This is a genomic window from Streptomyces sp. 3-6 (assembly GCF_056323165.1).
The window spans coordinates 1-23470 of the sequence record NZ_JBWHZP010000001.1 but is presented as its reverse complement, the minus strand read 5'-3'; the positions used below and the strand labels follow the sequence as shown (position 1 = coordinate 23470).

The window sequence follows — 23470 nt, the reverse complement described above, 5'->3', positions numbered from 1 at the left end:
ATAACGAGTGCACAACACCCGATGCACACGGCACCAAAAAGCGATGCACGATTCGCACCTGCCTGCGATTATCGTGACCGCTTCACCCAACCTCCACATCGAGCCACGGAGGCGAGGCGACAGGGGCGAGGATGCGGGAGCCCTATCCTTGTCCCCGGCACCGTCGTGGACCGCCCCCCACCAGGGCACCGCGGCGCCAGGCCACCCACACCGGCCCCCGTAGCTCAGTGGATAGAGCAGGCGCCTTCTAAGCGCTTGGCCGCAGGTTCGAGTCCTGCCGGGGGCGCTGCCGGCCTCTCACCTGCGGAAGCGTGTGAGGGGCCTTTTTCGTGTCGGGACGCACATCGATCCGGAGCAGGCGCCTTTCGCCTTTCCGCCCTCGCAGGGACGGGGCAGCGCCCCACCGCGCGGGTGCTGCCGGGGAAGTCCCACGGCGCGGGCGTGCCGCCCACCGGGTGGGGGCTGCGCGGGCCCGTCCGTCTTCGGCGAGACGTTCAGCACTCAGCGCGGCGTACGGCCGGGCCCCCGGGCACCGGGTGCGGCAGGGCGGGGTGTCAGCACCGCGGTGACGATGTCGGCCGACGAGGCCAGGACGTCGGCCACGAAACGGCGCCGGCCGGGGCCCAGCAGGCGCAGGGCCCGGCCGTGTCCGGCGGCGACCACGACCGCGGCGGCCAGCAGCAGCACACGCCACAGCGCCATCACCGGGCGGCGCAGCGGCCGGGGCAGACCGGCGAGGGAGGTGTGCAGCCGGTCGCAGTGGAAGGGCACGTGGCGTTCCTCGTCGGCGAGGATGCGGGCCGCCACCTCGGTGGTGAGGGGGTCGGTGGTGCCGTCGCGCAGGGCGCGGTAGTACCGCAGGGCGACGACCTCCGCGACCATCAGGACCAGCAGTTCGGTGCGCAGGCCCAGCAGGCGCCGCAACCGGACGAAGACCGCGTCGCTCCAGTGACCGCTCAGCGTCGGCGCGCCGGCGGCGGCCAGCAGCCGGGCCAGGAGGCGGGCGTGGTTCTGCTCCTCGGCGACGAAGAGACGCACCGCCCGCGCGTAGTCGGGGTCGCCCGCCCGGTCCGCCTTGCCGATGAGGTTGGTGCCGTCACCGTCCTCGCCCACCTGGAACCGCTGGATGCCCGCCCGGACGGCGGGGTGCAGTGTCGCACCGCGGCTGAAGTCGGGGTCGCCCAGGGCGTCCCGGCGTGTGCGTTCGTCCTCGAAACGTATGACCCACCGGGCGTGGTCCGCCACAGGCACCGGCCCTCCCTCCTCGTTCCGGGACACGACCGTCGGGCCCCGCACAGGTGGGGACGCCGGGGGGAGCCGGGCCGTTCCCGGGGCCACTGCCGTGCCCGGGTCCACTGTCGTTCTCCCGGGGTCCTGCCCTGGCCGGCGCAGGACGGGTCCGGTCCGGCGCAGGACGGGTCCGGTCCGGCGCAGGACGGGTCCGGTCCGGCGCGGGACAGGTCCGGTTGGCTGTACTTGGGGGCCGGGCCGTGGGGGCCGGCCGCTCCGCCTCGTGGTGGCGACTCGCACCGTGCGAGGACCGGTCGGAGGGGGCACGGGAGCCTCAACCCGTTCAAAAAGGGTGATCCGTGCCGGAACCCCCGTGACCCGCCGGGTCCCCCCGCGTTGAACGGGGCGTGCGGCAGCGTCCTGTGCCGCCGCGCTCAACGAGTCAGAAGGAGAACGTGATGTCGCGCATCGCGAAGGTGGCCGGTGTCGCTCTCGGCACGGGTGCCGTGGTGCTGGCCGGTGCCGGTGGAGCCATGGCGGACGCGGGCGCCCAGGGCAAGGCGGTCGGCTCGCCCGGCGTCGTGTCGGGCAACGCCATCCAGGTTCCGGTCAACGTGCCGATCAACCTGTGCGGGAACACCATCAACGTGGTCGGTCTGCTGAACCCGGCCTTCGGCAACACCTGCGCCAACGTCGACGGCGACAACCACAAGGGCAACCCCGGCCCCGGCAGCCACGACGGCGGTTACGGCTACGGGAACTGACACCCGCACCGCACCCCACGAGCGGAGCCCCGGCACCTCGAGCGCCGGGGCTCCGCCCTTTGTTCCCCGTGAACGCCGAGGTCGTACGAACACACCGAGGTCCCACGATCACCGAGGTCCCGTGGATCAGGCGGCCCCGTGGATCACGTGCATCACGTGGGCCCATGGACTCCTGGATCACGTGAGCCACGGGGCCCACATGGGTCCCGTGGCTCAGGTGGGCCCCGTGGATCAGGGGTCCCGGCCCCGCCGCTCCCCCGCGGTGCCCTCAGACGTACCGGTAGATCCGGTCGTGGCCGTCCAGGGAGTCCGGGGTCACGTTCCACGGCGGCATCCGCTCGTGGCGGGCCACGATCCGGCGGTACTGCGGGTCCTTCCGCCCCGGCGGCTCGGCCGGCAGGTAGCGGTGGGTGCGGTGGCGCTCCTGCCAGCGGGACCACTGCAGGTCGATGAAGGCGTGGTGCAGCCAGAAGACCGGGTCGTTGACGGAGGCGCCACCGACCATGGCGCCCCCGACCCAGCGGTGCACCCGGTTGTGGTTGCGCCAGGAGACGCTGCCGCGCCCGCTCCCCCAGCCCTCCAGCTTGTTACGGAAGCCCTTCGTGGCCGTCGAGTCCCAGGGCGGGGCGTCGTAGACCGGGTCCTTGAGGGCCGCCTCCAGATCCGCCCGGGTGGGCAGATCGATCGGGTCACGGGACCGGCCCAGGTCCCGGGTGAGGTAGTTCTCGTCGGTGACGTTCTCCCGCAGCGTCCAGTTGCCCCCCGCGAACGCGAACGGGCCCGTGGTCACCCTGCGGTCCGAGCGGCGGCCGTTGCCGCCGAGCAGGTCGTCGGTCCACGGCGGGCCGTCGGGGCTGCGGTCACGGGTCCAGTCCCAGTAGGGAACGGTCACCGAGTCGTCGACCCGGCGCAGCGCGTTCTCCAGGTCCAGGAGGAAGCGACGGTGCCAGGGCAGGAAGGACGGCGCCATGTGCGCGGCACGCAGGCCGCGTTCGCCGTCCGCCGTGTAGTACTCGATGTGCATCCGTACGAACTCGTCGTACTCGCCGCGCCGTTTGACCGCCAGCAGCGCGTCGACGAACCGCCGCTTCTCGGTGCGGGTCAGCGCGGTGACGTTCTTACGCGTGTACGCCACGGTCGCTCCCTCCTCCCGGCCCGTGCCCGGCGCCGGGGTCGCGCAGCCGTCGCCCGGGGCCCAGTTCGTCGACGGCGGCGCGGGCCGCGGCCAGCGGGGTGGGGTAGGAGGCGTAGTGGTCGACCATGGTGAGCCAGGTGCCGTCGGCACGGCGCATCAGGTGCAGGGGGCGGTCGTCCACGGTGACCCGCCAGGTCCCCTCGCCCCCGGTCCCGTCGGCCGCGCGGTCGGTCGTCGACCGGATGCCGCGCAGCCGGCGGCCCCGGTAGACCTCGTCGAAGACCACCTGCCCGGAGGCGTCGCCGTGCGGCGGCTCCCCGGGGCGCCCGTCGTCGGCGGAGTGCCGGCCGGCGTGGACCCCGGTGGTTGCGGAGCCGCACGACGTGACGGCCGGGGCGAGCACCGCCGCGAGCCCGGCGCCCAGCAGCCCGCGCGCCAGCTGCCGTCTGGTCCCTCCGGCGTCCGGCCCGCCGGTTCTCACCGCGGTGCCGCCGCCGGCCCCGTCGCGCCCGCCGTCCCCGACGGCCGTGCCCCGGCCGTCCCCGCCCTGCCCGTCCCTGTCGTGCCCGATCATGTCGCGCCCGGCCATGTTCCGTCCTCCCGCGAGTGCGTGCGTCCAAGCGTCCACAGCGGTAACCGCGCGGAGGCCCCCGTGGTCACCGCCGGGAGGGCCGTACGGGTCGCGCCCGGCTCGGCCGGGCCCGCACGACTCGGGGCACGACGGAGGTCCTGCGGGCGGAGCCGACCCACGGGTCCCGGAGCTGAGCGTGGTCCGCCCCGGCACACCGGACGGTCTCCGGGAGGCCCGTCCCCGCGCGTCCTCTCGGGGCCGCGGCCTACCGCTCGGGGCCGAGCACCACGTCGAGTGCCGGGACCGTCCGCACCGTCGGGGCCAGGACTCCGGCCTCCGGCAGCTTGGCCTGCGGCAGGCCGGGGCTCCCGGCGGCCGGCCGGGTGAGCGGCGGGTCCACGGCCAGGCCGGGGGTGAGGGTGCGCAGATCGGCGGCGGGGACGTCGACGCCGATCCGGTCCGAGCCGTCACCGAGGAGGTGCGGCACCGGGGACCGCACGTCGACGCCGGGCAGCCCTCCGTCGAGCGGGAGCTGCGGAAGCGTCTCCTCCGGCATGAGGCGGCCCGCGGTGAACTCCGGCCCCTCCGGGGTGCCCGCCGTGAGCACCGGGACCGCCCCGGCGACCTCGGGCAGTTCGACCCCGAGCGCCTGTTCCGCCCCGCCGAGCGGCACGGGTACGGGAACCGTCCCGACGGCGGCGGCGGGCGTCGCCGCGAGGGCGCCGGCGGCCGCCGCCATCGTCGTGAGCACGGCGGCGAGGGTTCCTCGGGTGGTGGTCGACTTCATCTGCGGCACGGTCCTTTTCCAGGTGCGGGGCTCGGCATGCGTACCGAGTAACGAGCCGGGGGGCCGTGCGACGCACACATCCACCGGATGCCGCAGTAGTACGAGCAGTACGACAGGCACGACGGGTGCGACTGGTGCGACCCGGCACAGCGTGCGCGGGAGCGCGGGTGCGAGCGCGCGGGTGCCCCGGTCCCTCTGTCCCTCTGTCCGCCGGTCCGCCGGTCCGCCCGTATGCCGGTCCGCCCGTACGCCGGTCCGCCCGTCCGCCCGTCCGTCGGCCCCGGGTGCGCCTTCCGGGACCGGGCCGGGACCGGGCGGAGCGCCGACGGACGGGACGGCGGGCGGGGCGGACGCCGCTGCGGCCGGCGGCGGGGCTCAGCTCGGCAGCGGCAGGCCGCCGAGGAGGCCGCCGGTGGAGTTGAGGGCGTCGGTCGCGTCGTTCACGGTGCTCAGCGGGGAGTCCGCGTTCTCGGTGTTGAGCGCGTCGGACTGGTGCTTGAGCGGCATCACGTCGATCGGGCCCTGAGTGAGGGTGTTGACGGCACCGTTGAGGCTGGTGGGGGTGAGGTCGGAGGTGCTGTCGTAGGCGAACGCGGGCGCCGCCGCTCCGGCGACGACGAGGGAACCGGCAACGACGGCGGCGGCCTTCAGGGACTTCATCACGGTCCTTTCTGCGGTGACCGCGAAGCCGCTGATCCTTCGATGATCCTCGGGCGCCGTCACCAGGAAGCAATCTGACGCCCTGCCCAACGACCTCCGACCGCGGGGGAAACCCCGAACGGCGAAAACACCGCCGGAAGGAGGCTTTCGAGGGAGCGCACAGGCCGGCGACAACGACGCCGTCGCCCCGGTCACCGTGACCGGGGCGACGGCGGACGGGCGGGCAACGGCTTTGCCAGCAGGGCGTGTTCGGCAGTCGCCGGTTCAGGCGGGCGGCTGCGCCACCGTCTCGGGCGCGGCCGGCACGGCAGCCGAAGGGGCCGTGCTCGGAGCGGTGGCCGGAGGAGCCGTGGTGGAGGTCCCGGAGGTCTCCGGGGAAGCGGGCTGCGCCTGCAGGCCCTCCAGGGTGGGGGCGGGCAGACCGCTGCCGACGAGGGTGGCGGCGATGACGTTGACGAGGCCGTTCACCGCTTCCCTGACCGCGGGGGCGACCTGGGCGGCGTCGTCGCCCGTCGCGGCGGCGACCACCGCGTCGACGGCCTTCTGCAGGGCGGCGAGCGCCTCGACCGTGAGGTCGGCCGGTGCCTGCGCCCTGACCGGGGCCGGGGCCTTGGCGTCACCGGTCGTCGCGCCGGCCGGTGTCACCGGGGCGGCGGGCACCGCCGGGGCGGGCAGCGTCGACGCCTCCGGCACGGTCACACCGGGCGTGGCCGCACCGGGCGTGGCCGTACCGGGCGTGGCCGCACCGGGCGTCGTGGTGCCCGGGGCAGCGGGACTCGGGGTGGTGGAGTCCGGCGCCGTGATGCCCGGGGTCGCGGTGCCCGGCGTCGTCGTGGAAGGGCTCGTCGTGGAGGGGGTCGTCGTGGACGGCTGGGCGGCCGGGGCGTTGGCCGCCGCCTGGGCGATGGCCTCCTCGACCGCGGCGCTCAGTTCGGTCGCCTGCGCGTCGGGGAGCTGGCCGTTGTCCGACTTCAGCACGGTGTCGAGGAGTTGGGTGACGGGCGTGAGGACGCCGCCGAGGCCGGCCACACTGCCGACCTGTCCGAGCAGCGCGTCGGCTTCCGGTACGGGCGCCTGGGAGGACACCTGGGCGCGTTCCCGGTGCGCGTCGCCGTGGGCCGCGACGGCGGCCGGTCCGGTGACACCCAGGACGAGTGCGGCACCGAGAGCGGTGGTCGCGAGACGGCGGGCGGGCAGACGCATGGGAGATCCTTTCGATGGTGCGTCGGGTCTTGTGCCCACCGTGGGAGCACCGACCACCCTCCGCAACCGTTCGAATACTCCGCGCTCCTCCCGTCTACTCAAAGGCGGCCTGTCACCGCTGGTGGGGCCGCACGCCTCACCCGTCCGGACGCGTCGTCCGCCCCACCCCCATCGGGGGCAGCACGAACCGGCCGCCCGCCCGTGGGGAGACCACGGACGGACGGCCGGTGCGGATGAGCCGGAACGACGTCAGTCGTTCACGCACGTGTTGCCGAACGCCGGGTTCAGCAGACCGATGACGTCGATGGTGTTGCCGCAGAGGTTGACCGGAACGTGGACCGGCACCTGGATGACGTTGCCCGACAGCACGCCCGGGGAGTGGGCGGCGGCGGCCTGCGCGCCACTGTCGGCAACGGCGACACCGGCAGTGCCGGCGACGGCGGCGGCGGCAACGGAGGTCAGGGCCAGGCCCTTCGCAATACGCGACATGGAGAGGTGCTCCTTGGGAGTTGACACAAACATCCGGGCGGATACCCGGCGTTGTGTCAACGCGTGGGGCCCGCTCGGGTTGTGCCGCCAAAGGAGTGATCCCGCGCCGCGCGGCGCCCTCACCGGACGCACGCCCCCTTCGAGCGCCCTCCCGCCGACCGTCGCTCCGATGTGCGCCCGACCCGCACCCCGCTGCCGTCGTCCGCCACCTCGTCGGGCCCCGGTGGGGCCTCGGTCGGGCCTTGACCGGGCCCTCGTCCGGCCTTGATGGATCCGGCCCTCCCCAGCCCCCTGTCCGACCTCGACCCACCCCCGATCGGCAGTCGACCAGCCGCCGCCCGCCGCCGGCCCGCCCCACGCCCGCCGCCGAGCCGCCCCGCGCCCCCGCCGCTCAGCCACCCTCCCGAACGCACATCCGGCGGACGACACACTCTGCCCGATATCGGAGGGTTCACCCGCATAAGGGCTAGAGTTGCGGCGCTCCCGACGCCCTGCCGACACGGGCGCAACGCACTCATGACGGCCCCCTGACACACCGCCGGACGCCGCTCGGGACATCGGCCGGTCGGCCGGACGGCCGGGGGGCGCTCTCCGAAAGGGTGACGCCGGTCGTGTGCATTCCCCCGGTTCCGCTGCCCCGCCGCGACCGCGCCGGAGCGGGCGGCGCGCTCCGCCTCCGCTGCGCACCGCCCCACCGGTACCCGGCCGCCGCAGCCGTCGGCCGCCGTCCCGCGCCTCGAACGACCGACCGCCGCGACCTCCGTTCGGGCGGCCGGGATGCGGTCCTCGCCGGACCGGAGGGGGCGCTCGCCGGGCCCGTCCCGTCGGAGGCGGACATCCCCGGCCACGAGTCGAACGGGTTCGGTCACGCCCGGCTGCCGGGGATCACGGGTGACCAGGTGGCCGTCCGGCTCGTTGCCCAGCCGGACGCGGCAGGGCACGGCACGCACCGTGCCGCCGCCGACACCCACGAGTGAGGCGCGTTCCCGCCCGTCCCGAGCACCGTCCGCGAGCGAGGAAACCGCGCATGCACCAGTCACCGACCGACCCCCGGCCGCGGGTCCTGCACCTGACGCAGCCCGTGGACGGCGGCGTCGCCCGGGTCGTGACGGACCTGACCCGGGCTCAACTGGCCGCCGGGTGGCGGGTCGCGGTCGCCTGCCCGGGCGGGACCCCGCTGGCCGACGCTCTGACGGCGCTCGGTGCCGACGTGCGGCCGTGGGACGCCGGCCGCTCGCCGGGACCGTCCCTGGCCGGTGAGGTGCGGCGGCTGGCGCGGCTGGTGGCGGAGGTGGCACCGGACCTGGTGCACGCGCACAGCGCGAAGGCCGGGCTCGCCGGACGGCTCGCGGTCCGGGGCCGGATCCCGACCGTGTTCCAACCGCACGCCTGGTCGTTCGAGGCGGTCGGCGGGGTCACCGGCGCGCTGGCCGTGCGCTGGGAACGGTGGGCGGCGCGCTGGACGGCGCACACCGTGTGCGTCAGCGAGGCCGAGCGGCGGCGCGGGGCGCGGGCCGGGATCCGCGGCCCGTCCGCCGTCGTCCCCAACGGCGTCGACACCGCCCGCTTCCGGCCGACCGCAGCCGCACCCGGCGCACCTTCCGTACTCGCCGCACCCGGCGCACCCGGCGCACCTTCCGTGCTCACCGCACCCGCCGAACCTGCCGTACTCGCCGCACCTTCCGCGCTCGCCGCCCCCGCCGAACGCGCCGAACCCGCCGCACCTCCAGCACCCGGCGCGGTCGGTTCCCCGCTCCCGGGCCCCGCCCCGGCCACCCCGCCCCCGCCCGTGGCGCCCTCCGCCCGGTCCCGCCTGCTGCCCGGGGTCGACCCGGCGGCCCCGTGGGTGGTGTGCGTGGGCCGGCTGTGCCCGCAGAAGGGCCAGGACCTCCTCCTGCGCGCCTGGGACACGGTGCTGCGGCGGGTGCCCGGGGCCCGGCTGGTGCTGGTCGGCGACGGACCGGACCGTGACCGGCTGCGTGCCCTGGCACCGGGGTCCGTGGCGTTCGCGGGAGCCGTCGCCGACCCCGTGCCCTGGTACCGGGCGGCCGACCTGGTCGTCCTGCCCTCGCGCTGGGAGGGGATGGCGCTCGCGCCGCTGGAGGCGATGGCCTGCGGGCGGCCGGTGGTGCTGAGCGACGTGGACGGCGCCCGGGAGAGCCTGCCGCCGTCCCTCGCGCCGCACTGCCTGGTGCCGCCGCGGGACCCGGACGCGCTGGCCGCCGCCGTCACCGCCCTGCTGCTCGACCCGCCGCTGCGCGCCTCGCTGGGCGCGCGGGGGCGCCGGCACGTCCTGTCCACGCACGACGTACGGCACACCACGCGGGCGGTCGCGGCCCTGTACCGCGACCTGCTCGGCACGGTGCCCGTGACGTCCGTCGCGCCCACCGAGTGCAGGGAGCCGATCCCCTCGTGACCGCGGAAAGCACCGTCCCCACCCCCGCCACCCCGGCCGGCCGGCCCCGGGACGCCGGGCGGCACCCGGCCGTGTCGGTGATGCCGCCGCGCGGCTCGGCCGCCGGCTTCCGCTTCCCCGCCCGGCGGCCACCGGTCCGCCCGGAGTCGCCGCTGCCGCTGATGGCCGCGGACGGGTCGGCCGCGCTGCTGGGGGCGCTGGTCCTGACCGGCGACCGGCGCGGACCGCTGGTCGTGGCGGGGCTGCTGGCGGGACTGGTCACCGCCTCGCTGCTGCTCGTCCCGCACCGGCCCCGCCCGGTGGCCGGGGTGCTGGACGAACTGCCCGCCGTCTGCGGACGGATCGCCGTGGTGTGGCTGGCGCTCGGCGCGCTGGTCGCCGCGTACGCGCCGCAGCAGGCGCTGACCGCGCCGACCCTGCTGCTGGGGTTCGCCGTGCAGGGCGCGGCGGGCTGCGCGGGCCGGGGGCTGGTCCACCGCCGGCGCCGGGCCCGGCTGCTGCGCCGGCCGCGCGCCGCACTGGTCGTGGGCCCGGCGCCGCTCGCGCGCCGGGTGGCGGCGGCGCTGCTGCGCCATCCGGCGTGCGGGGTGCGGCCGGTGGGGATCGTCACGGAGGAGCCGGACGGCGTCGACGGGCTGCCGGTGCTGACCAGCGGCGAGGAGGTCGAGCGCGCCCTCATCCAGAACGGGGTGCGCGAGGTCGTCGTCGTGCACCCCTCGGTCCGGCTGCGGCAGGGCCCGCTGCTGCGGGCGCTCGACGAGTCGGGGTGCGCGGTCCGTGAGGTCGACGTGGACAGTCCCTCGCCCGGCTCCCCGGAGCGGCTCGCCGGGTTCCCCTGCCGCCGCCTGTTCCCGGGCTCCGCACACCCCGGCGGTGCGGGCAAACGGATGCTGGACGTGACCGTGTCGGCGGTGCTGCTGCTGCTCGTCAGTCCGCTGCTGCTGGTGTGCGCGGCGGTGCTGCGCGCGACCGGCGGCCCCGGGGTGGTGTTCCGGCAGGAGCGGATCGGGCGGGACGGACGCCCGTTCACGCTGCTGAAGTTCCGCACCCACCGGCCGGTCGACGCGCACGAGGCGGCCACCCGGTGGAGCGTGGCGGACGAGCGCCGGATGCCGTGGTTCTGCCGCTTCCTGCGCCGCACCTCCCTGGACGAGCTGCTCCAGTTGTGGAACGTGCTGCGCGGCGACATGAGCCTGGTCGGCCCGCGTCCCGAACGGCCGTACTTCGTCGCCAAGTTCAGCCAGACCTACCCCGGCTACGCGGCCCGCCACCGGATGCGGACCGGCATCACCGGGCTCGCGCAGGTGCACGGGCTGCGCGGGGACACCTCGATCGAGGACCGGGCCCGGTTCGACAACGCCTACATCGACAACTGGTCGCTGTGGCAGGACGTCTGCATCCTGCTGCGCACCGCCGCCACGCTCGTCCGGCCGACGGGGAGCTGACCACCATGACCCACCCGGTGCCCGCGCCCAGCGGGCGGGGCGTGACGCCGGTGCTGCCCGTGGTGGCGGTGGTGGTCGTCCTCGCCCTGCCGTTCGGCGCGGGCGGCGGGGACGGTCCGGGCCCGGCCGACGCGGTGTCCGCGCTGGTGGTGCTCGTCTGCGCGGTCCGGCTGCTGCGGGAGCGGCGCCGGCCCCTGCCGCGCACGGCGGCCGTGGTGTTCGGGCTGCCGGTGCTGGGCCTGGCGGTGGCCGCGGTCACCGCGGTGTCACCGACGGCCGGGCTGTCGGGGATGGGCCGCTACCTCCAGGTGTTCGTGCTGGTGCCGACGGCCGTGCTGCTGCTGATCCGCGACCGGCGCGACTTCCGGCTGCCCGCCTGGGCGATGGTGGGGCTCGCCGTGTGGCAGGGGGCGGTCGGGGTGCACCAGTACGTGACCCGGACGGGCGCCTCCTACCAGGGGCAACCGGTGCGGGCGGTGGGCACGTTCGGCGCGCAGGACGTGATGGGCATGGCGACGGTGGTGTCGCTGGGCCTGGTGTGCGCCCTCGGTCTCGCGCTGGGCCGGTCGCCGCTGCGGGAGCGGCTGGTGGCCGCCGGGTTCGTGCTCGTGCTGCTGCCCCCGCTCGCCCTGTCGTTCAGCCGGGGCGCGTGGATCGCGACGGCGGTGGCGTGCACGGCGCAACTGGCGCTCGCCGGGCTGCGGCGGGCGGTGACGGCGGGGGCGGTGGCCGTGGCGGCGGCGGTCGTCCTGGTCGGCGGCTTCGGGGTGGGCTCGTCGATGCTCCAGGAGCGCGTCGGCAGCATCACGAGGGTCACCGACGCGCCGGACCAGTCGGTCACCGACCGGTACACGATGTGGGCGGCGGCGACCGCGATGTGGCGCGAACAACCCCTGACGGGCGTCGGGTTGAAGGGCTTCCCGGAGCACCGGGACACGCACGCCTCGCTCGCGCTGTCCTCGGGCAGCGACACGGAGGGCGCGGGCGCGGCGTTCCGCCGGCAGCCCCTGCTCTCCCCGCACAACATGTATCTGCTGGTGCTCGCCGAACAGGGACTGCTCGGACTGCTCGCCCTCGCGGGCGGCTGGCTGGCCCTGCTGGGCTGCGCGGTGCGGAGGGTGTGGCGGGTCCGCCGGAGCGGCGGGCCGGGCCTGGACTGCGGGCTGATCGCCTGCGGGCTGCTGGTCCGGCTGCTGACCGACTTCTCCTACGCGGACATCGGGGGCCCGTCCACCGTGCTGACGGCGGTGTGCCTGGGCCTGGCGGCCTGGTGGGCGCTGACCGGGAGCACCGGGCCCCGCCCGGCCGGACCGGGTCCCGTCCCGGCGGCTCGCGGCACGGCCGAGGGGGCGGGGGCGCGATGACGGCGACTCCGCCGCGCTCCCTGGCGGCCGCCCCGCCCACCCCCTGGGGCACCACCCGCACGGCCTCGGGCATCGCCCGCTGGCGGCCCGCGACCACCCGGGGGGCGTCCCCCGGCGGCGCCCGGGCGGAGGCGGGGGGCCCTGCGGCCCCGGCAGTCCCGGCGGCTCCGGCAGTCCTGGCGGCTCCGGGGGTGCCGGTGGCCCCGGCAAGCGCGGGACTGCCGCCGGCCCCGCCGCCTCCGGCCACCCCGGCCACCTCGCCGACCCCGGCCACCCCGCCGACCCCGGCCGTCCCCACGGGCGGCACCGCGGGCCGCACCCCCGGCGCCGGGCCGGCCCCGGCAGCCCCGACCGGCACCGGTGCTCCCGCCCCCGCGCGCCCCACCCCGACCGCCCACGACGCCCCCGCTCCCGCCCCCGAGCGGGCCGCCGCGCAGCCCCACGGCACCCCCGCCACCCCGCAGGCCGGCGCCACGACGCGTCCGTCGCCCCCATCGCCGCCGTCGCCCCCCGCGCGCCGCCCGCGGGGTGCCGGCGGGCACCTCCCTGGGGGGTTCCTCGGCCGGGCCGCGCTGGTCACCGCCGTGCTGTCGGTGGCCGGGGCGTTGCTCGGGCTGGTGCGGGACCAGGCGCTGGCCCGGCTGTTCGGGGCCGGGAGCGAGACCGACGCGTTCCTGGTGGCGTGGACCGTGCCGGAGTTCGGGGCGACGCTGCTGATCGAGGACGGGCTGGCCATCGCGCTGATCCCGGCGTTCAGCCTGGCGCTCGCCCGGCAGGCGCGGGGGGCCTCGGGCGACCCGGTCCGCGCGCTGGTGGCCACCACGCTGCCCCGGCTGTCGCTGGCCTTCGTCGCGGTCGGCGCGCTGCTCGTGGCCGCCGCCCCGCTGGTGGTCGCGGTCCTCGCGCCCGGCCTGTCCGACCCCGGCCTCGCCGTGGACTGCACTCGGCTCACCGCGACCTGCGTGCTCAGTTTCGGGCTCGCCGGGTACTGCAGCGCGGCCCTGCGCGCGCACCACCGCTACCTCGCCCCGGCGGCCGTGTACGTCGTCTACAACACCGGCATCGTCGTGGTGATGCTCGCCCTCGGTGAGCGCTGGGGCGTGCGCTCGGCGGCCGTCGGGGTGGCCGTGGGCGGCTGCCTGATGGTGGCGGTGCAACTGCCGGACCTCCTGCGCCAGTTGCGGAAGGGTGCCGCGCGGGCGAGGACCGCGGTGGGCCGGGGTCCCGGGCCGTCGATGGGCCTGGGGCTGCTCCTCGCCGTCCTGCTGTTCGCACTGTGCCGCCAGTCGCAGGTGCTGGTGGAGCGCTTCCTCGGCTCGTCGCTGCCCGCCGGGTCCATCTCCCACCTCAACTACGCGCAGAAGGTGGCCCAGGTCCCGATGACCTGGTCGCTGATGCTGGTCACCGTCACCTTCCCGGTGGTGGCCCGCGCGCTGGCCGACGGGGACACCCGGCGGGCGCGGGCGCGGGTGGAGCGCGACCTGGCGCTGGCCGCCTCCGTCGTCCTGCTGGGGACGGCCACCGTCGTCGCGTGCGCGCCGCGGATCGTCGGACTCCTGTTCCAGCGCGGCGCGTTCACGGCCGCCGACACGGCGGCCACGGCCGGTGTGCTGCGGGTGTACGCGCTCGGGCTGCTCGCCCAGACGCTGGTCGGCGTGCTGATCCGCTCGTACTTCTCGGCCGGCCGGGCCACCTGGTACCCGCTCGTCGCGATGGCCGTGGGGCTGGCGGTCACCGCCGGGGCCGGTGCCGGGGCGGTGGGCCCGTGGGGGGTGGCGGGGATCGCCGCCGCCAACGCCGCCGGGATCACCGTCACCGCCGTGCTGCTGCTGTGCGGTCCGGGGCCGCGCGGCATCGCGGTGCGCACCCGCCGGGTGGTGGCCGGGCTGCTGCGGCCGGTGGCCGCCGCGACGGCCGCGACGGCGGCCGGCCTGCCGGTCGCCCAGCGGTGCGGCTCCGGCGTCCTCGCCCTGGTCGCCGGGGTCCTCGTCGTGGCCGCCGTGTTCCTGCTGTGCGGCCGGGCCCTGGGCGACCAGGGCTGTGTCACCGCCTGCTCCGCCGCCCGCGCCGCAGCGCGCCGGGCGGCCCGGCCCCTTGCCCGCACCCTCACGCGAAGGTGACGCCATGCCCGCACCCGCACCCGTGTCCGCAGACCGCCCCGCACCCGCCGCCCGCCCGGCCGGGCCCGTGCCGTGGGTGGCGATGTACCACTCCGTCGGCGACTGCGCCGACGACCCGTACCGCGTCACCGTCACGCCCGAACGGCTGGACCGCCAGCTGGGGTGGCTGCGGCGGCGCGGGCTGCGGGGCGTGTCCATGGCCGAACTGCTCGCCGCCCGCGCCCGGGGCGGGGACCGCGATCTGGTCGGCCTGACCTTCGACGACGGGTACGCCGACTTCCTCACCGGCGCCCTGCCGGTGCTCACGGACCACGGGTGCACCGCCACCCTGTTCGTGCTGCCGGGCCGACTCGGCGGCGACAACGCCTGGGACCCGCTCGGGCCGCGCAAGCCGCTGCTCAGCGCCGACGGCGTCCGCCGCGCCGCCGCCGCGGGCGTGGAGATCGGCTCGCACGGGCTGATGCACACCGATCTGACCCGGGCCGACGACGCGACGCTCACCGCCGAGGTCGCCGACAGCAGAGCACTGCTCTCGAAGCTGACGGGTGCTCCGGTCGAGGGGTTCTGCTACCCGTACGGCACCCTGGACCGCCGCGCCGTCGACGCGGTGCGCGACGCCGGGTACGCCTACGCCTGCGCCATCGACCCCGGCCCGCTCACCGGCCCGCACGCCCTGCCCCGCGTGCACGTCGGGCAGCGGGACACCTCCGTGCGGCTGTACCTGAAGCACCGGCTGCACCGGTTGCGCCGCCGTCCGGTGGAGGACGCGCGGTGAGGGCGCTGCACGTCATCACCGGTCTGGGCGTGGGCGGCGCCGAGCAGCAACTGCGGCTGCTGCTGCGGCACCTGCCCGTCGACTGCGACGTGGTGACCCTGACGAACCCGGGCGCGGTCGCCGACGGACTGACGGCCGACGGGGTGCGGGTCACCCACCTCGGGATGGCCGGCAACCGCGACGTGGGCGCGCTGCCCCGGCTGGTGCGGCTGATCCGCGCCGGTGGCTACGACCTGGTGCACACCCACCTCTACCGGGCCTGCCTGTACGGCAGGATCGCCGCGCGCCTGGCCGGCGTGCGGGCGGTGGTCGCCACCGAGCACTCCCTCGGGCGGACGCAGATGGAGGGGCGCCCGCTCACCCCGGGCGTGCGCGCCCTGTACCTGGCCGGGGAGCGGCTGGGCCGTACGACCGTCGCCGTGTCCGCCACCGTCGCCGCCCGGCTGGCCCAGTGGGGGGTGCCCGCGTCGCGGATCGCGGTGGTCCCCAACGGCGTGGACGCGGACCGCTTCCGCTTCGACCCGGCCGGCCGGGAGCGCACCCGGCGCCGGCTGGGGCTGCCCGAGGGGGCGTTCGTCGTCGGCGGCGTCGGCCGGCTGGTGCCGGGCAAGCGCTTCGACGTCCTGATCCGCGCCCTGGCCCTGCTGCCCGCCGACACCTGGCTGCTGCTGGTGGGCGGCGGGGAGCAGGAGAGCGTGCTGCGGCGCGTCGCGCGGGAGGCGGGGGTGGCCGGCCGGGTGCTGTTCGCCGGCGAGCGGGCCGATCCGCCCGCCGGGTCCCCGGGGCCCGGCCTGCCCTCGCTGACCGCCGCGATGGACGTGTTCGCCTCGCCGTCCCCGCAGGAGGCGTTCGGGCTGGCGGTCGTGGAGGCCCTGGCGTCCGGTCTGCCGGTGCGGTACGCCTCCTGCCCGGCGCTGGAGGACCTGCCCGCGTCCGCCGCGCCCGGGGCGCTGCGGGTCGAGGGCGGGCCGGAGGCGTTCGCGCGCGCCCTGGCGGAGGTGCGCGACCGCGCGCGCCACCGGGGGCCGGCCGCCCCGTCCCGGGAGGTGCCCGAGGCCGTCCGGCACTACGCCGTCACCCGCACCGCCGGCCTGCTCATGGACGTCTACACGGCCGCCCTGGCCAAAGCGGCCCCGCCGCCGTCGCCCTCACCGGCACCCCCGGTGCCGTCGCCGTCGTCCCCGTCACCCGAGGGAGTCAGTTCGACATGACCGAGAACCCAGCGAAGCCCGCCGGGCGGCGCCGCCCGGCCGCCCCCCTGGTCCGGCTGCGGGCCCTGCCGCCCTGGTCGCTGCCCGCGGCCGGGGTCGTCGCCGGAGCGCTGCTCGGCACCGCCTACGGGCTGGCCGTCACCCCCACGTACACGGCCACCAGTTACGTGGTGGCGGTGCCGAAGGAGAACTCCGACCCGGGCACCGCGCTCGGCTTCGCCCAGGCGTACGGCCGGGTGGCGGGCCAGCTCGCGGTGCTGGGGGACGCCCAGGTGTGGGCGGGCGTGCCGGTGAGCACGCTGCGGGACGGCGTGCGCACGGCGACCTCGCCGGACGCGCCGATGGTGTCGGTCACGGCGACCTCGTCCCGCCCGGACGTGGCCGCCGACATGGCCAACGCCGTCTCGCGCGCGCTGACCCGGCACGCGGCGGGCGCCGCGGACGCCACCCGCGTGGAGCTGCGGCAGTTCGCCCGGGCCACCGAGCCCACCGAGCCGTCGTCGGCGCCGTGGACCGTGACCGGGGCGGTCGGGGCGAGCGCCGGGGGCCTGCTGGGCGGCCTGGCCCTGCTCGCGCGCCCCCGGCGTGCGGTGCCGGGACCGGCGCCCGCGCCGTCGGTGCCGGGTCCGGCGCCCGCCGCCGACGTGCACGGGCAGCTGTGACGTACCGCGTCGAACGGGTCACCGACGACGATGCCTTCGCCTCGCTCGGCGACGCCTGGACCCGGCTGTACCGCCGGTGCCGGGAGGCCACCCCGTTCCAGAGCCACGCCTGGCTGTCGTCCTGGTGGCACACCTACGGCCGGCCGGGGGACCTGCGGCTGCTGCTGGTGCGCGAGGGCGGGGAACTCGTCGCCGCCGCCCCGCTGATGCGGGTGCGGCGGCCGTGGCCGGCGCTGGTGACGCTGGGCGGGGCGATCTCCGACTACGGCGACGTGCTGCTGGACGACACGTGCGGGCAGGGGGCGGTGGACGCCCTCACGGCCGCGCTCGCGGGGGCCGCCCGCACCGCGCTGGTCGACCTGCGGGAGGTGCGGCCCGGCGCCGCCGCCGAACGGCTCCTCGCCCGCTGGCCGGGGCCCCGGCAGCGGCTGGACGACTCGCTGTGCCTGGAGCTGCCCGCCGTGCCGATGGGTGAGCTGGTCGCCCGGCTGCCGTCGGCGAAGGCGCAGCAGCGGGTGCGGGCCAAGCTGCGCAAGCTGGACCGGCTGGGCGTGCAGCGGCACATCGTCCCGCCCGGCGGGGTGGACGGGGCGCTGGCCCGGCTGCTGGAGCTGCACCGGCTGCAGTGGGCGGGCCGCCGCGTCACCCCCGAGCACCTGCGGCCGCGGTTCCGCGCGCACCTGGTGGGCGCCGTCGGCCCGATGGTGCGGGCCGGGGACGCGGTGGTCACCGAGTTCCGGCTGGACGGGGAGGTGGTCGCCGTGGACGTGACGCTGATGTCGCCGCGGGTCGCGGGCGGTTACCTGTACGGGGCCCATCCGCGGCTGCGGGAGGTCCGGGCGGACGTGGCGGTGATGCTGCTGGACGCGTGCACCACGCACACCAAGGACGGTGCCCACGCGACGCTGAGCCTGCTGCGCGGCGACGAGCCGTACAAGCACCACTGGCGGCCGGAACCGGTGCGCAACGGCCGGCTGCTGCTGGCCCGGCGGCGCACCGCTCCGCTGCTCGCGGCGGCGGTCGGGGACGCGGCGGCCCGGCGGCGCGGCCGGGAGCTGAAGCGGCGCGGACACGACGCGGGCGGCGGGCCCTGACCCGGTCCGCCGCCGCACCGCCGTCCGTGCCGGCCGGGGCCGCCCGGCCGGGTCGCGGGCGCCCCGGGCGGGGTCACCGGGCGGCCCGCGACCACCAGTCGAGGCGCAGGCAGAGCCGGCCGCCCATCCAGTACTCGACCCACTGCCCCAGGTCGAGCGGCGTGCAGCCGGCCGGTACGGGAGCCGCCGGCGGGACGGTCGGGGCGGCGGACGGCACCGGCTGCGGGGTGGCCGACGGGGTGGGGCCGGTGCCGCGGCCGGACAGCACGGAGCGGTAGACGGCGGAGGACTCGGGGTTGTGGCCGCACTGCCACACGCCGTGCGGGCAGTAGTCGGTGAGCGTGTTGTAGAGGGGCTTGTGCTCGTCCATCCAGGCGAGCATGCCCTTCATGTACTCCGCGTTGTCGCCGTTGCGGAACAGTCCCCATTCCGGATAGGAGATGGGCTTGCCGCGGGACTTCGCGAACTCGACGTGGTGCCGCAGGCCGTAGGGTTCCGTCACCTGTTCGTCGAACGGCATGCCGCGCGGCTGGTCGTAGGAGTCCATGCCGATGATGTCGACCGTGTCGTCGCCCGGATAGCACTCGGTCCAGGCGATCGCGTCCCGCCCCCGGCTCGGGGTGAAGTCGAAGCGGAAGTCCTGGCCGGGCACCGCGCGCATGGTGGTGACGATCCGGTTCCAGTACGTCTTCCACGCCTGCGGGTCGGGGCCGCAGCGGTGGGTGTAGGTGATGCCGTTCATCTCCCAGCCGAGCACCAGGACCGTGTCCGGCACCTTCAGCTCGACCAGCCGCTCGGCGAGCGCGCGGAAGTGGTGGTCGTAGCGGCCGGCGGCGCCCTGCCGCAGCAGGCGGCGCACCTCGGCGTCGCCCAGGCCCTCCTCGTTGCGTTCCAGCATGGGCACGTTGAGGACGAGCATCCGGTCGTCGGCGCCGCGCCGCCAGTTCGCCCAGACGTCGAGGAATCCGGGGCGGCCCTCGATGTTGCTCCACCGGTCACCCGGCAGGTACGTGTGGCCCACGCGCAGCCGGGCGCCGCCCAGCCACTGGCTGAGTTCGGCCATGCGGGTCACCCCCCGGGGCCCGTAGTCGAGGTAGGCGCCGAAGGCGGGCTCGGGCTGTGCGGGCGCCGGGGGTGACGGGGTGGCCGGGGGCTCCGTGGGTGGCGACGGGGCCGGCGGCGCCGGGGCCGAGGGGCTCGGCGCCGCCGGGCCGGGCGTGGGGTCCGTCCGCTCGCCGGCGGCGAAACCGGGTCCGGCGGCCAGGGTGGCGGCCGCGGTGACCGTCGCGGCGAGACACGCCAGCCGCCGCAGCCGGGGTCGTCGCTGGGGTGGGGCCATGCCTGCTCCTCGGGTTCGTCGCCGCGGCGGCGCCGCGCCCGGGTGTGCGCCGCTCCCCACGTCTGCGTGTCGTCCTGCCCTACTGACACCCAGTCATATGAAGGACGATCACGCCACCGCCGCTACGGCTTTCGAGTGCTCCCGTCGCCCGCACCGGTGACCGAACCGAGGAAAGGCCCCCTGCCGGATCAGTTCGTGGTCGCGGCTCCCAGCAGGCGTTCGGCGAGGGCCTCCGCCTCGCGGGTCTTCGGGGCGTGGAAGAACTGCACCCTGCCGATGATCGGGTCGCCGGTGTAGTAGCGCTCGTAGAGGGCCTGCCGGGCGGCGAACGGACTGCACGTCATGTCCCAGACCATCCGCATCACCCGCAGCCGCCGCTCGGCGCTCACCCCCGGCCCGTGGACGTAGGTGTCGACGAGGTGAGCGATGTCCTCGTGAACGCAGGTCGCCCTCCGTCATCACGATCGCGCCACTGCCCGCGATCATCCGCAGCACCTCCACCGCCCGGGCGATCGCCGACGGGAAGAAGAACGTCAGCGCCGCGATGCCGACCCGCGATTCCTCACCCGGCAGGCCGTGCCCGCGCCGCACCGACGCGGGGTCGCGGCGCTCGCCGATCCGCCGGCTCAGGTCGAGCGCGGCCCCGTCCAGCAGGCCCTCGGCGACGTTCAGCAGACCCACGACCTCGCCGATCTCCTCCTGGTGCCGGCGCGACTCGGCCCGGCCCGTGGTCCGCGCGGCCACCGTGGCCAGCCCGGTGAGGAACTTCAGCTTGGCGGTGCTGCGCGCCGCGCCCTGCAGCGGCCCGTAACCGACCGCGTTGCGCACCACGTTGTTGTAGGCGTCCAGGTCACCGGCGACGATCACCCGGTCCCGCGGGACGAACACGTCGTCGAAGACGAGGATCGCGTCACCCTCGTCGAACCGGCCGCTCAGCGGGGTGTCGAACAGGCCGTCCCCGCGGTCGTAGGCCTGCCGGCAGAGGATCTTCAGGCCGGGGGTGTCCAGCGGGAGGGTGCAGACCAGTGCGTAGTCCTCCTGCCCGGGCCGGCGCGGGACGTACGGGCCGACGAACACCTCGTCGGCCACCGGGGCGAGGGTGGACAGCAGACGGGCGCCGCGGATCACGATGCCGTCCTCGCGGCGCTCCACGATGCGCACCGCCTCCGGCGGGGCGTCCTGCGTGGAGCGGTCGCTCTGCGGGTCCACCAGGGTGTGGGTGACCGCGAGGTCCTCCCGCCGCAGCCGGTCGAGGCAGGCGTCCATCCGGGCCGCCTCCTCGTGCTTGCCGACGTGGGTCAGACTGCTCTTCACGTCGAGCAGGTAGGCGTTCATGAAGTCCGGCAGCCGGCCCATCATGCCGTAGGTGAGTTCGGTCCGGAGGCGGTCGCACCGCTGCCGGGCCAGCACGTCCTCGTGGTCCCGCGCCTCGAGCAGGGTGGTGCTGTAGCGCTCCCCGGTCGCGGGGTCCCGCACCGTCAGGACGTCGGCGAACTCGGGGTCCGACTGGGCGTCGTAGAGTCCGGCGAGCGTCGCGAGCACGCCCTGGAAGGCGGGGTGGGCGGTGACGTCGTCGACCCGCTCGCCGTCGACGTACAGGCTGCGCCCGTCCCGCAGACCCTTCAGGTAGGCGGCACCAGAACGAACTCCCATGTCGTCACTCCTTGCGGTGAGGCTTGGTGGGCGCGTCCGGCTCCGGTCCGCCGGGGCGGGGCGGCCGGGCCGTCGCGGCGACGGCCGGCCGGGGCGGGGTCAGCGGCCGAGCAGGAAGTCCAGCTGGATCCGGTCGAAGGTCTCGGTCTGCTCGTACTGGGGCCAGTGGCCCGCGTTCTCGATCACCGCGAGCCGGCCGCGGGGGATCAGGTCCGCGATGCGGCGGCCCTCGTCGACCGGGCCCGACGGGTCCTTGGTGGTCCACACGACGAGCGCCTCCGCCCGAATGGCGCGCAGGTCGTCGTCGCTGAGCATGTTGCGCTTGCGGATCTCGAGGTCCTGCAGCGCCATGTTCATCCGGCAGGCCGTCTTCCAGTCCGGCTGCTCGAAGATCGCCTGCCGGGTCCTGATCAGGTCGTCGGTGACCATCGACGGGTCGGCCATCAGCCACTCCAGGCGCGCCTTGACCCGCTCCCACGACGGGTCCTCGGCGGCCTGCGTGGACAGCGTCAGCAGCCGCTCCATCACCTTGGGGTTGGCCATCGTGCCGCCCATGGTGTTCAGCACGATCCGCTCGGTGCGCTCCGGGTGGAGCTGCGCGAACCGGGCGGTCACCCAGCCGCCGAGCGACTCCCCGCTGAAGTAGGCGCTGTCCTGGCCGAGTGCGTCGAGCACCTCGTGGACCTGGTCGATGTAGAGCCTGTCTGACAATTCGCGTTAGATCAGCGAACCTCTGCCGAGTTGGCAGTCCCGAGTTGCGCTGGCAGTCCGGCAGGTATTTCCGGGCAGGACCTACGCGCGGCGGGCCAACAGATGAGCGTCGAGGAAGCCCCGCTCGGAGGCCGGATCGTGGAGCAGCCGGGCGAAAGGAACGAGCCCGGCATCGGCCAGTAGTTCAGCGAGGCGATCCGTCGGCCAGCTGTAGGCAGGCGCCACCTTGTGGTCGAACTGGACCGGTTCCTGTCCGTCGGCCCCGAAGAAGGAGACCAGGAGCAGACCATCCGGCGCCAGGACGCGTGCCTGCTCGGCGAGCAGCTCCGGTAGTTCTCCCGGAGGGGTGTGGATCATCGAGTAATGGGCCAGCACGCCGCCGAGCGAGGCGTCCTCGATCGGCAGGGATTCCATCCGCGCCTCCTGGAAGCGCAGCGTCGGATGGGCCTGCCGGGCGTGGTCGATCATGCCGGGGGCGAGGTCTAGTCCGAAGGCGTCCAGGCCCAGTTCGTGCAGCATGGCTGTCAGATGTCCGGGTCCACACCCGACGTCGGCTGCCCGCGGGTTGCCCGTAGCGCGCACCAGTTCGGCGAAGGTGCCGATCATGGTCCGGGAGAATGGCTGTTCCTCCAGCCGGTTTGCGAACAGCGATGCGTACAGCTCGACGACTCCGTCGTAGGCCGCCCTGGTCTCGTCCTGATGATTCGCCACGGGCAGGACTCTATATGGCGGTCTGATAATTGATCTTGTGGCAGGTCGAGGTGAATTGGCAGATGCGGCGTGGGAGCGAATTGAGCCCCTGTTGCCGCAGTTGGACGGGCGCGGCCGTCCGTGGCGTGATCACCGGCAGGTGGTCAACGGCGTCCTGTGGCGACTGCGGACCGGGGCTCCTTGGCGCGACCTGCCGGAGCGGTACGGGCCGTGGCAGACCGTCTACGAGCGGTTCGCCCGCTGGGAGGCCGACGGCACGTGGGCGAAGTTGCTGGAGTACGTCCAGGTCCGTGACGACGCGGTGGGCCGGGTGGAGTGGACCGTCGCCGTTGACTCCACGGTCAACCGGGCCCACCAGCACGCCGCGGGCGCCCGTAAAAGGGGGACGCGGCCGGGGACGAACTGGATGATCCGGGCCACTCGCAGGCGCGCCAGGCCCTCGGCCGGTCCCGCGGCGGGCTATCCACCAAGATCCACCTCGCCGTCGACGGCCGGGGTCTGCCGCTGTCGATTGTGCTCACACCCGGAAACGCCCACGATGCCACCACGTTCGCTGATGTCCTTGACGGGATCCGCACCCCGCGGGTGAGCACAGGACGGCCGCGCACGAGACCGGATCGTGTGTTGGGTGACAAAGCCTATTCCAGCAGGGCCATCCGTCACCTGCTGCGGCATCGGGGCATCGCCGCCACGATCCCCGAGCGCCGTGACCAGGTAGCCAACCGCCGACGCCGGGGACGCCGCGGTGGCCGGCCACCCGCCTTCGACTCAGAGATCTACCGCGACCGCAACGTGGTCGAACGATGCTTCGCCCGCCTCAAGCAGTTCCGTGCAATCGCCACCAGGTTTGACAAGCTCGCGGACCGCTACCGCGCAGGAGTCATCCTGGCCTCCCTGATCCTCTGGCTCCGCGAAGCGGCCAGGTGATCATTTGTCAGACAGGCTCTAGTGCCAAGGCCGTGAAGTTTGCGGGCTGGGTGGGGTTGTCCAGGGGTTGTGAACTGCGGTTTCGCCGGACATGAGGAGCGGAGCCCCGGTAGAACTGGCAGTCGACCAAGACAAGCCGTTCACAAGTACCGGAGGCTCCGCTGTCCGAACAGTGTGCCATCACGCGTGTCGTCACGGTGGCC

The 23470-nt window shown here is 75.6% G+C and carries 21 protein-coding genes, 1 tRNA gene and 1 pseudogene; 12 read left to right on the top strand and 11 right to left on the bottom strand.

Going from position 1 to position 23470, the window contains the following annotated elements:
* Positions 1 to 213 precede the first annotated feature (213 nt).
* Positions 214 to 286: transfer RNA gene (locus tag AC02VZ_RS00115), tRNA-Arg, on the top strand.
* A 215-nt stretch (positions 287 to 501) separates the two neighbouring features.
* Here AC02VZ_RS00115 and AC02VZ_RS00110 read toward each other — a convergent pair.
* Positions 502 to 1251 carry a ferritin-like domain-containing protein gene (locus tag AC02VZ_RS00110; protein ID WP_476474170.1) on the bottom strand — a complete coding sequence of 250 codons (750 nt, stop codon included), beginning with the start codon at positions 1249 to 1251 and terminating at the stop codon, positions 502 to 504.
* Between the two features lie 437 nt (positions 1252 to 1688).
* Between AC02VZ_RS00110 and AC02VZ_RS00105 the strand changes: the two genes are divergently transcribed.
* Complete coding sequence (locus AC02VZ_RS00105) at positions 1689 to 1994, top strand: chaplin (RefSeq protein WP_432055439.1); 306 nt, start codon at positions 1689 to 1691, stop codon at positions 1992 to 1994.
* A gap of 268 nt (positions 1995 to 2262) precedes the next feature.
* On the opposite strand, the gene AC02VZ_RS00100 is transcribed toward AC02VZ_RS00105, so the two are convergent.
* The 6 genes from AC02VZ_RS00100 to chpG form a co-directional block, all read right to left on the bottom strand.
* A complete protein-coding gene (locus AC02VZ_RS00100) occupies positions 2263 to 3129 on the bottom strand; it encodes a tyrosinase family protein (RefSeq protein ID WP_432055440.1) in 867 nt (288 codons plus the stop codon).
* Positions 3113 to 3718: a tyrosinase family oxidase copper chaperone gene (locus tag AC02VZ_RS00095; RefSeq protein WP_476474169.1), complete on the bottom strand. Its 606-nt coding sequence runs from the start codon at positions 3716 to 3718 to the stop codon at positions 3113 to 3115. The genes AC02VZ_RS00100 and AC02VZ_RS00095 overlap by 17 nt, the downstream gene beginning before the upstream one ends.
* 247 nt (positions 3719 to 3965) lie before the next feature.
* The gene (locus AC02VZ_RS00090) at positions 3966 to 4487 is read right to left on the bottom strand and encodes a hypothetical protein (RefSeq protein WP_476474168.1); all 522 of its coding nucleotides are present in this window, start codon (positions 4485 to 4487) and stop codon (positions 3966 to 3968) included.
* A gap of 375 nt (positions 4488 to 4862) precedes the next feature.
* Positions 4863 to 5147 (bottom strand): hypothetical protein, encoded by a 285-nt coding sequence (locus AC02VZ_RS00085; protein WP_432055443.1) that lies wholly within the window; start codon positions 5145 to 5147, stop codon positions 4863 to 4865.
* A gap of 264 nt (positions 5148 to 5411) precedes the next feature.
* Positions 5412 to 6350 (bottom strand): hypothetical protein, encoded by a 939-nt coding sequence (locus AC02VZ_RS00080; protein ID WP_432055444.1) that lies wholly within the window; start codon positions 6348 to 6350, stop codon positions 5412 to 5414.
* Between the two features lie 249 nt (positions 6351 to 6599).
* Positions 6600 to 6839 (bottom strand): chaplin ChpG, encoded by a 240-nt coding sequence (gene chpG / locus AC02VZ_RS00075; protein ID WP_432055445.1) that lies wholly within the window; start codon positions 6837 to 6839, stop codon positions 6600 to 6602.
* 611 nt (positions 6840 to 7450) lie between these two features.
* On the opposite strand from chpG, the gene AC02VZ_RS00070 reads away from it, so the two are divergent.
* From AC02VZ_RS00070 to AC02VZ_RS00030, 9 genes are all read left to right on the top strand, one after another.
* The gene (locus tag AC02VZ_RS00070) at positions 7451 to 7816 is read left to right on the top strand and encodes a hypothetical protein (protein WP_432055446.1); all 366 of its coding nucleotides are present in this window, start codon (positions 7451 to 7453) and stop codon (positions 7814 to 7816) included.
* 50 nt (positions 7817 to 7866) lie between these two features.
* A complete protein-coding gene (locus tag AC02VZ_RS00065) occupies positions 7867 to 9255 on the top strand; it encodes a glycosyltransferase (protein WP_432055447.1) in 1389 nt (462 codons plus the stop codon).
* Positions 9252 to 10700 (top strand): sugar transferase, encoded by a 1449-nt coding sequence (locus AC02VZ_RS00060; protein ID WP_476474167.1) that lies wholly within the window; start codon positions 9252 to 9254, stop codon positions 10698 to 10700. Before AC02VZ_RS00065 ends, AC02VZ_RS00060 begins: the two co-directional genes overlap by 4 nt.
* 5 nt (positions 10701 to 10705) lie before the next feature.
* Entirely contained in the window at positions 10706 to 12064 is a 1359-nt protein-coding gene (locus AC02VZ_RS00055; protein ID WP_432055449.1) for an O-antigen ligase family protein, read from the top strand.
* Between the two features lie 218 nt (positions 12065 to 12282).
* Positions 12283 to 14184, top strand: a complete 1902-nt coding sequence (locus AC02VZ_RS00050) for a lipid II flippase MurJ (RefSeq protein WP_476474523.1) — start codon at positions 12283 to 12285, stop codon at positions 14182 to 14184.
* 4 nt (positions 14185 to 14188) lie between these two features.
* Complete coding sequence (locus tag AC02VZ_RS00045) at positions 14189 to 14959, top strand: polysaccharide deacetylase family protein (protein ID WP_432055450.1); 771 nt, start codon at positions 14189 to 14191, stop codon at positions 14957 to 14959.
* Complete coding sequence (locus AC02VZ_RS00040) at positions 14956 to 16170, top strand: glycosyltransferase (RefSeq protein ID WP_432055451.1); 1215 nt, start codon at positions 14956 to 14958, stop codon at positions 16168 to 16170. Before AC02VZ_RS00045 ends, AC02VZ_RS00040 begins: the two co-directional genes overlap by 4 nt.
* A complete protein-coding gene (locus AC02VZ_RS00035) occupies positions 16167 to 16832 on the top strand; it encodes a YveK family protein (protein WP_432055452.1) in 666 nt (221 codons plus the stop codon). The genes AC02VZ_RS00040 and AC02VZ_RS00035 overlap by 4 nt, the downstream gene beginning before the upstream one ends.
* Entirely contained in the window at positions 16829 to 17926 is a 1098-nt protein-coding gene (locus AC02VZ_RS00030) for a GNAT family N-acetyltransferase (protein WP_432055453.1), read from the top strand. The genes AC02VZ_RS00035 and AC02VZ_RS00030 overlap by 4 nt, the downstream gene beginning before the upstream one ends.
* A gap of 73 nt (positions 17927 to 17999) precedes the next feature.
* Here AC02VZ_RS00030 and AC02VZ_RS00025 read toward each other — a convergent pair whose 3' ends face one another.
* The 4 genes from AC02VZ_RS00025 to AC02VZ_RS00010 all read right to left on the bottom strand — a co-directional run bounded on the left by AC02VZ_RS00025 (position 18000) and on the right by AC02VZ_RS00010 (position 22340).
* Positions 18000 to 19265, bottom strand: a complete 1266-nt coding sequence (locus tag AC02VZ_RS00025; RefSeq protein ID WP_476474166.1) for a glycoside hydrolase family 26 protein — start codon at positions 19263 to 19265, stop codon at positions 18000 to 18002.
* A 108-nt stretch (positions 19266 to 19373) separates the two neighbouring features.
* Positions 19374 to 20918 (bottom strand): 4-hydroxyphenylacetate 3-hydroxylase N-terminal domain-containing protein, encoded by a 1545-nt coding sequence (locus tag AC02VZ_RS00020; RefSeq protein WP_476474165.1) that lies wholly within the window; start codon positions 20916 to 20918, stop codon positions 19374 to 19376.
* A gap of 99 nt (positions 20919 to 21017) precedes the next feature.
* Complete coding sequence (locus AC02VZ_RS00015; protein WP_476474164.1) at positions 21018 to 21629, bottom strand: alpha/beta fold hydrolase; 612 nt, start codon at positions 21627 to 21629, stop codon at positions 21018 to 21020.
* Between the two features lie 81 nt (positions 21630 to 21710).
* Positions 21711 to 22340 (bottom strand): class I SAM-dependent methyltransferase, encoded by a 630-nt coding sequence (locus AC02VZ_RS00010; protein ID WP_476474163.1) that lies wholly within the window; start codon positions 22338 to 22340, stop codon positions 21711 to 21713.
* A 37-nt stretch (positions 22341 to 22377) separates the two neighbouring features.
* Between AC02VZ_RS00010 and AC02VZ_RS00005 the strand changes: the two are divergent.
* Positions 22378 to 23289 (top strand): annotated as a pseudogene (locus AC02VZ_RS00005) (IS5 family transposase).
* Positions 23290 to 23470 lie beyond the last annotated feature (181 nt).

Bases quoted from the DNA above. Each gene is read 5' to 3' on its own strand.
- AC02VZ_RS00105 (WP_432055439.1), top strand. From the start codon at position 1,689: ATGTCGCGCATCGCGAAGGTGGCCGGTGTCGCTCTCGGCACGGGTGCC.
- AC02VZ_RS00095 (WP_476474169.1), bottom strand. From the start codon at position 3,718: ATGGCCGGGCGCGACATGATCGGGCACGACAGGGACGGGCAGGGCGGG.
- AC02VZ_RS00090 (WP_476474168.1), bottom strand. From the start codon at position 4,487: ATGAAGTCGACCACCACCCGAGGAACCCTCGCCGCCGTGCTCACGACG.
- AC02VZ_RS00085 (WP_432055443.1), bottom strand. From the start codon at position 5,147: ATGAAGTCCCTGAAGGCCGCCGCCGTCGTTGCCGGTTCCCTCGTCGTC.
- AC02VZ_RS00080 (WP_432055444.1), bottom strand. From the start codon at position 6,350: ATGCGTCTGCCCGCCCGCCGTCTCGCGACCACCGCTCTCGGTGCCGCA.
- chpG (WP_432055445.1), bottom strand. From the start codon at position 6,839: ATGTCGCGTATTGCGAAGGGCCTGGCCCTGACCTCCGTTGCCGCCGCC.
- AC02VZ_RS00065 (WP_432055447.1), top strand. From the start codon at position 7,867: ATGCACCAGTCACCGACCGACCCCCGGCCGCGGGTCCTGCACCTGACG.
- AC02VZ_RS00055 (WP_432055449.1), top strand. From the start codon at position 10,706: ATGACCCACCCGGTGCCCGCGCCCAGCGGGCGGGGCGTGACGCCGGTG.
- AC02VZ_RS00045 (WP_432055450.1), top strand. From the start codon at position 14,189: ATGCCCGCACCCGCACCCGTGTCCGCAGACCGCCCCGCACCCGCCGCC.
- AC02VZ_RS00035 (WP_432055452.1), top strand. From the start codon at position 16,167: ATGACCGAGAACCCAGCGAAGCCCGCCGGGCGGCGCCGCCCGGCCGCC.
- AC02VZ_RS00025 (WP_476474166.1), bottom strand. From the start codon at position 19,265: ATGGCCCCACCCCAGCGACGACCCCGGCTGCGGCGGCTGGCGTGTCTC.
- AC02VZ_RS00020 (WP_476474165.1), bottom strand. From the start codon at position 20,918: ATGGGAGTTCGTTCTGGTGCCGCCTACCTGAAGGGTCTGCGGGACGGG.